Source organism: Alteromonas sp. KUL17, from assembly GCF_006538305.1.
Classification (GTDB): Bacteria; Pseudomonadota; Gammaproteobacteria; order Enterobacterales; family Alteromonadaceae; genus Alteromonas; species Alteromonas macleodii.
Genome location: NZ_BJKJ01000045.1, coordinates 1 through 6,958, shown reverse-complemented (window position 1 = coordinate 6,958; position 6,958 = coordinate 1). Strand labels below are relative to the sequence as shown.

At 42.9% G+C, this 6,958-nt stretch carries 5 protein-coding genes; 3 read left to right on the top strand and 2 right to left on the bottom strand.

Translation table 11 applies throughout. The features are described 5' to 3' along the window. Positions 1-479: 479 nt before the first annotated feature. Positions 480-3,395, top strand: a complete 2,916-nt coding sequence (locus KUL49_RS20500) for a TonB-dependent siderophore receptor (protein WP_131138438.1) — start codon at positions 480-482, stop codon at positions 3,393-3,395. Between the two features lie 346 nt (positions 3,396-3,741). Here the strand turns inward: KUL49_RS20500 and KUL49_RS21425 are convergent, their stop codons facing one another. Together KUL49_RS21425 and KUL49_RS21420 are read right to left on the bottom strand one after the other, a co-directional pair. Then, positions 3,742-3,819, bottom strand: coding sequence for a hypothetical protein (locus KUL49_RS21425; RefSeq protein WP_242633923.1), 78 nt, complete (start codon positions 3,817-3,819; stop codon positions 3,742-3,744). Between the two features lie 127 nt (positions 3,820-3,946). After that, the gene (locus KUL49_RS21420) at positions 3,947-4,264 is read right to left on the bottom strand and encodes a transposase (protein ID WP_242633922.1); all 318 of its coding nucleotides are present in this window, start codon (positions 4,262-4,264) and stop codon (positions 3,947-3,949) included. Positions 4,265-4,992: 728 nt separating this feature from the next. On the opposite strand from KUL49_RS21420, the gene KUL49_RS21555 reads away from it, so the two are divergent. Both KUL49_RS21555 and KUL49_RS20485 read left to right on the top strand, forming a co-directional pair. Continuing rightward, a complete protein-coding gene (locus KUL49_RS21555; protein ID WP_131138437.1) occupies positions 4,993-5,295 on the top strand; it encodes a group II intron maturase-specific domain-containing protein in 303 nt (100 codons plus the stop codon). Positions 5,296-6,115: 820 nt separating this feature from the next. Then, on the top strand, positions 6,116-6,694 hold the full coding sequence (locus tag KUL49_RS20485) for an IS66 family transposase zinc-finger binding domain-containing protein (RefSeq protein ID WP_373995668.1): 579 nt from the start codon (positions 6,116-6,118) through the stop codon (positions 6,692-6,694). Positions 6,695-6,958 lie beyond the last annotated feature (264 nt).

Below are 6,958 nucleotides of genomic sequence, written 5' to 3'. Positions count from 1 at the left end.
GGGTTTTGATCGACCAGCAGTATAGATGTGAGTATGGGGAAAGATAATTTCCTAATTTATCAGAGTCATGGCGTTGAAAACCTAGCGACTTTACGTAAATTAGAGTTGAACATGCTCAAAGCAGTGTCAGCAGAACTGAGTATTCCAAGAAAACAGAAAAAATGCATTCATGAAAACTAACTACCTAGAAGCCGTAATGAGCGCCGGTATGACGAAAATGTTTAAAAACTAAACTCTTGTGCGGTTGCTTTGGGTGACTCATAGACATAAATGGCTATAATTTACTGTTCTGCTATGAACTCACATCGGGGATTTATTCGCATCTTCCGTAACAAAATTCCAGGAGATTGACTTTACATTAAACTACGTTCTATACTCGTTGGCGTTGTCGCAAAATCGATGTTCGAGCACTCGATAATTGTGATAAAAAATAAAAAGATATAATTAAAAAATGAAAAACAAAGTCTAGGGAGACCACAATGTTTTCAAAGAGCAACATTTATAAATCTATTAAGTTAGGTTTAGTAGCCAGTTTTTCAGTGGGGACACTGACGGCTACTAGTACTGCCGTTGCGCAAGAATCCGAGGCTGAAACACTTGAGAAAATCGAAGTGACTGGCTCAAGAATTCGTAGCGCATCATTAAGTTCTCCATCACCATTACAGATTGTAAATGCAAGTGATATCGATGCATCAGGTATAGCAAATATTCAGGATTTGTTACTAGAGAATCCAACGTTTGGTACCCCAGCTATCAGTCGGACAAACTCAAACTTCAGTACTTCGAGTGCAGGTATTGCCACGGTCGACTTAAGAAATTTAGGCACTGCGAGAACACTAGTTCTAGTTAACGGCAGACGCTATGTTGCTGGACAGCCGGGTTCTTCAGCGGTTGATTTGAATACTATTCCTGCTCAATTCATCGAACGTGTAGAAATATTGACGGGTGGAGCTTCTTCTGTTTACGGGTCTGACGCTGTAGCCGGTGTAGTTAACTTAGTACTTAAAGATGACTTCGAAGGGGTTGAAGTCGAAGCTCAGTATGGACAATCAGCTGAAGGTGACAACACTCAACGCCAATTCAATATAACCAGTGGTTTGTCAAGTGACGATGGTCGTGGAAAAATGATGTTCCATTTGGCTTACAGCGACCAAGGAAGTGTGTTTTCTCGAGATCGCGACAGATCTGATACAGATATCATCAGTGAGGCGTTGTTTAGTGGTGACCCTGCTGATTTTTTCACTGCTAGAGAGCCATTCTTTTCTTCATTTCCTCCACAAGGCCGCTTTGACACTGGCGATAGTAGATTTACTTTTGATTCTAATAACCAACTCCAAAACGGTTTCAGTACCAACGGTGATGGCACGATTGGTCCTGATGGTTTCAATCGTAATGGTAGTCGTACAATAGCAATTCCTACAGAGCGTTATTTGTTTTCTGCGAAAGGCGACTACGAATTGAATGAGAACCATTCTGTTTTCTTTGAGGGTACATACGCTTCAACTCAAACAACGACAGAGCTAGAACCATTTCCATTCGCTTCTGACGACATATACGAAGATGGCCGTGTGCCAATGCAATTTGAGTTAGACGGTGTTATATACAATAACCCTTTTGTTCCTGCTGAAATCCTTGACGCGGGCGCTGATAGCAACGGTGATGGCCTTAACGACTTTTTCTTCGCGAAACGTCTATCGGACATTGGTAACCGAGGCAATACTGCGGAACGCGATACTTACAGATTTTCGGTTGGCCTAGAAGGTGTTGTATTTGAAGATTGGTTTTATGATTTTTATTACGTCTACGGTCAAACTAACGAGTCACAAGTTTCAAATGGTTTGGTGAACGTTCAAAACTTCAGATATGCGTTAGAAGCTATAACTGACACACCTGATCTTGATGGTGACGGTATAACTGATGAGGCGATATGTTTAGACGCAACTGCACGTTCTTTTGGTTGTGTGCCAATCAACATATTCGGCAATGGAGCAATAACTCCAGAAGCTGCAAATTATGTGTCCGCGCCTTCGTTACTTATTACCTCTTTGCAACAAGAAATAGTGGGAGGTAATATAACTGGTGATTTATTTGAGTTACCCGCTGGACCATTGGGCATTGCTGCTGGTTTTGAATACAGAGAAGAGAAAAGTAGAGACCAATTTGACCCTCTTCAACAAGCTGGTTTGAATGCTGGTAACGCTATACCTGCAACTTTTGGTGAGTTTGATGTCACTGAGTTCTATTTAGAAGCAAACGTTCCAATCATTGATACATTAGGGTTAAGAGCAGCTATACGCGCATCTGATTATTCAACGGTAGGAAGCACTACGAGTTGGAATGTGGGCTTTGAGTGGGAACCAACGGATTGGTTGAAGCTAAGGGCGATCGAAGCACAATCAACACGGGCTCCAAATATCAACGAATTATTTAGTCCCCCGAGTCAAACCTTTCCTTCGGGGCTTAATGATCCGTGCGCGGCTACTCCAACGCCAGCTTCCTGTCTTGCTGACCCTGGCGTAGTACAGAACATTGAAGATAATGGCGGAGTATTCACATTATCTCAGTCTGATTTGCAAGGCATCAGTGGCTTCAATCGAGGTAATCCAAATTTAACTGAAGAAGTTGGCCGTTCAACTACTATTGGCGTGGTAATATCTCCGGAGGATTCTGGTATTGCCGTAGTAGAAGACATGAGTTTTACAATTGACTATTTTAACATTGAAATAGAGGACGCGATTGTTTCTACTCCGCGTCAGTTTATTCTTGACCAGTGTTACGGTGGCGGTGATACACAATTCTGTGACTTCATTACAAGACGTCCAGTTGCTGCGGGTAATAATAATGCAGGGTCGTTAGAATTCATTGATAGCGCAGTATCGAACAGCGGTGGATTAAGTACTGAAGGTATCGACGTTACAACGACTTATAGCTCGGAAGTTGGCGGTGGAAACTTAAGAGCAAGACTTGCTTACACTTACGCTATAGATGGTGAAATAATTTCTTTACCCGGCAGTGAGCCGGATCCGTTTGTAGGTGAATTGGGTGCTGCTGAACATCGTTGGAACCTTAACGTAGGGTACGAAATTGGTGATATCGGAGTAAACCTTAGCACTACATATATTGGCGAATCTGCATTAGATGACCAGTTCTTAGCTGGCTTCGATGTGCCTCCTGAGGGCGTAACGGTAGATGCTGAGATATATGTTGATGCACAAGTAAACTATCAGATTAACGATGCTTTTGAAGTATATGGAGGAGTTGATAATCTGTTGGATAACGATCCACCACCAATTATTACTGGATTACCGGGTAACAGTACTGGTACAGAAACTGACGCAGGTACATATGATGCAATAGGTCAACGTTGGTATGTTGGCTTTAGAGGGCGTTTCTAATCTTTTTGCTTAAATAAATAGTATCATTATGTACAAAAAACCCCATAAGTTATTTTTTATGGGGTTTTTTTTCGTGATTCAGTTAGTAACTCCTGAGAATGAAGTACGCTCGTAATTCAATGCCTCTACAGTTACGAGTGAGTTTCAATAAACGACAATTTATACCATTCTGCAAAAATAACTTGTCAGGCAGAACCAGCTTCAAAAGCACATTTTTGCGTCCCTATATGTGCAGAATAGAAATTTCTTCCAAGCACAACAAACCTTCTCAATAACGTCGTTATAGTCCAAAAAACTTTGGTTGGCTAAATAGCGTTGTCTTAGCGTAAGCGTCTGGCAATCCCACCTAACGCTTCGCAAATTGCCATGGTAGAAGTTGCTCGATATCGGCGTTGGGCCGACTGAGTTCATCAAGGCAAGTCATCATATACTCGAACACATTGAGGTCGTTGGCCTTTGCCGTTTCGATAATGCTGTAGATAACCGCACTGGCGTTTGCGCCCGCGGCGGTTTTACTAAACAGCCAGTTCTTTCGGCTGATGACGAACGGTTTAATCGCGCTCAGCGCGATTGTTATCGATATTCAGTAATCCATCGAGTGTATAGCGTGCAAGCTCTTCCCATTGGTTCAAGCAATATTGTATTGCTTCACCTAATTTGGTTTTCGGTAACACTTGTTGAACTGATTTCTCTAGCCATGTATGGAGCTGATTGAGTAACGGCAGGCTCTTTTCTTGTAGGGTGAGGTAACGCACTTCCACCGTTTCGCCTTTAAGCTGCGTTTCTATGCGGTAGAGCTTTTGGATGTGATTCAGAGCCCAATCCGCTTTACCACTTCCTTTTTTACCTGCGCCTTTTTTGGCTTCCATGAACTTACGGCGTGAATGTGCCCAACTTGCGACAGGCTAAGCCTGAGAATAAAGGAGGTAACTATGTTGTAACCAAAATTATTCGTTGAATTCCAGAGGGTTCAACCCCCTCCCGGTAAAAGCTAACCACTAGCCGGAAGCGAGTCTTGCATGGGTGACGGCAACGTTATTCGTGAAACGTAGACAGCAGGTAATAAAGCCGCGGGATTGAGTTTCGATATCATGTTCACGTTGGAGGCTTCATTTTGTTGGGAATGGGGTCAGTACAGTACATATCGTAATGGTAAGAGATGTACTGTCCGACCGGGATCTATGGCCGGGGCAAAGGTACAGGATGGAATTCTCAGGATCCTGTGAGATCCAGTATTGACCTGAGTATTATTAAGCGTTTGGCTCTAGCTATCAACAAAGCCGGTCTGTCTGGTAATGGCTTCCAATCAGACAGAGCGAACAGGAAGCACGCTCAGGAGCTTAAAAGCGAATCCATAAGTGATTAGGTAGTAGATGCTGGAAGTCTTAGTGCGCCATATTACTGTTGACTTGGGGGAACTCTGCTCAGGAGGACCCTAACGAGGAAAGGGCGCACCATAACTTTTTAACTGTTGATGGGAAACATAGAGGTGCACAGAAACCGATGAAGAGCGTTTCTGTAATCAGATATGCTGATGATTTTGTTATAACGGCTCATTCTCAAGCGTTTTTCGTAGATACAATATTGCCTTGTATTAATGAATTTATGTCCCAACGTGATTTGGCATTGCCGCCAGAAAAAGCACACGTTCCATATATCAGAGGTTTTTGATTTACTTGGTCAAAATCTCAGAAAGTATAATGGCAAATTATTGGTCAAACTCAGTAGCAAAAGCGTTCTACACCTGATGAATAAGTTGAGACTTACGATCACCAAATATCGCTCTAGTCGACAAGACAGGCTAATCTTTCAGCTTAATCCAATATTAAGAGGTTGGTGTAATTATCACCGACACAGTGTCACAAAGGAAGTATTTTGCAAAATTGACTCTGATTTATGATTGCTACTCAGGAAATGGGCATGTCGTAGACATCCTAGGAAAGGAAAATACTGGATTAGGGCTAGATACTTCCACGTTGTTTGGAGGCGTAATTGGACATTCTTCATCGGTGGTAAACAAAAGGCTTATTTCGGTTAGCTGCAATGCCGATTGTGCGACATCCAAAGATCAACCCCGATTCAAACCCTTACGATCCGACACATGAAACCTACTTTGAATCTCGGCTTGAGCTGTTAGTAAATTCTCGCAACAAAGAACGTCTGCATAGATTATTATCACGTCAAAATGGTGAGTGTTTGTATTGCAAAGAAAAAATATCGGCTAAAACTGGTTGGAATATTCATCGCCTAGTACCTTTATATTTAGGTGTTGATAATAAAGCGACTAATACCGTGGTTGTTCATCCTTATTGACATAACAGCATTCATAGGGGCAAAATACAACTGCGCCATCCTACATGGCGTTATAACGACTTGAGCGGTATGCGAGAAACTCGCACATACCGTTCTCAGAGGGCTGGGTTCGAGTAATCGGGTCTGGCTACTCGACAGAATCATCGCTTTAAATGGCCAAATGATGTTGAGTTACAGCATATGCTCCTGAGTGAACAACAGTTGCGTAGTTGCTATACGGCTTTAACGTGATAGGTCGTCAGCCCTTACATTGCAATGCCTCTGGCTATAACCGGTGATCATAAGTAGCTATTATCGATCACGAAATAGTCTTAAGAACGTCGTGCAATCAGTAGGTTATTGCAAGATATTAACGTCATGAATATTGATATCGAAAACTTACCTGACGACCCAATAACACCGAAAAAATGTTGTCGCAGGTTCTCTCGCGTTGCCAATACTTGGAAGAGCAGTTCCGTGTTGCCCAGCATAATAAGTTCGGTAAAAGTACCGAGGGCCACTCTGGACAGGGTGAATTGTTTAATGAGGCCGAAGAACTGGCTTCAGAGGTGAAAACGCCCGAACAGGGAGCGATTAGCCATACGCGAAATAAACCCAAGCGTGAGCCTTTGCCTGAAGAAGCGCCTCGTGAAGTGCTCGTTCGCGGTACCGCTGAAGACGAAAAAAACTGTGACTGCTGCGCCAGCGAATTGCACTGTATCGGCGAAGATAAGTCAGAGAAGCTTCAGTTTATCCCTGCTCAGGTAAAAGTGATTGAGCATGTACGCCCTAAATATGCGTGCCGCACCTGCGAAAAGGATGGTATCAGCAACACGGTTAAGCAAGCGTCTGTGCCTCGCAGTGTTATAACAAAAGGTTATACAACCCCCAGCCTGTTAAGTCAAATCATCACCAGCAAATATCAGTATGAGTTACCGCTTTATCGTCAAGAGGCGTTGTTTAAGCAGCACGGTATCGAACTCAGCTGTAAGACCATGGCGGATTAGATAATTCGCTGCGCTGCGTTGTTTAACCCCTTTATGACCAACTTCATCAAAACCTGCTGCAACAACCGGTTACCGCTGCGGATGAAACCACGTTGATTGAATCTGAGAAGTTGATTGAATCTGAGAAAGTGAATAGTAATACCCCATTACCTTTCAAAAAGCTCATGCAGCAACTCCAGTAGTTGGAAATTATTATTAATCCAACTATCCGGTTCCTCGGCTATTTTGGGAAGGCAAGTATTGAAAAACGGGCGTATTCGCACG

Bases quoted from the DNA above. Each gene is read 5' to 3' on its own strand.
- KUL49_RS20485 (WP_373995668.1), top strand. From the start codon at position 6,116: ATGTTGTCGCAGGTTCTCTCGCGTTGCCAATACTTGGAAGAGCAGTTC.
- KUL49_RS21555 (WP_131138437.1), top strand. From the start codon at position 4,993: ATGAATTTATGTCCCAACGTGATTTGGCATTGCCGCCAGAAAAAGCAC.
- KUL49_RS21425 (WP_242633923.1), bottom strand. From the start codon at position 3,819: ATGACTTGCCTTGATGAACTCAGTCGGCCCAACGCCGATATCGAGCAA.
- KUL49_RS21420 (WP_242633922.1), bottom strand. From the start codon at position 4,264: ATGGAAGCCAAAAAAGGCGCAGGTAAAAAAGGAAGTGGTAAAGCGGAT.
- KUL49_RS20500 (WP_131138438.1), top strand. From the start codon at position 480: ATGTTTTCAAAGAGCAACATTTATAAATCTATTAAGTTAGGTTTAGTA.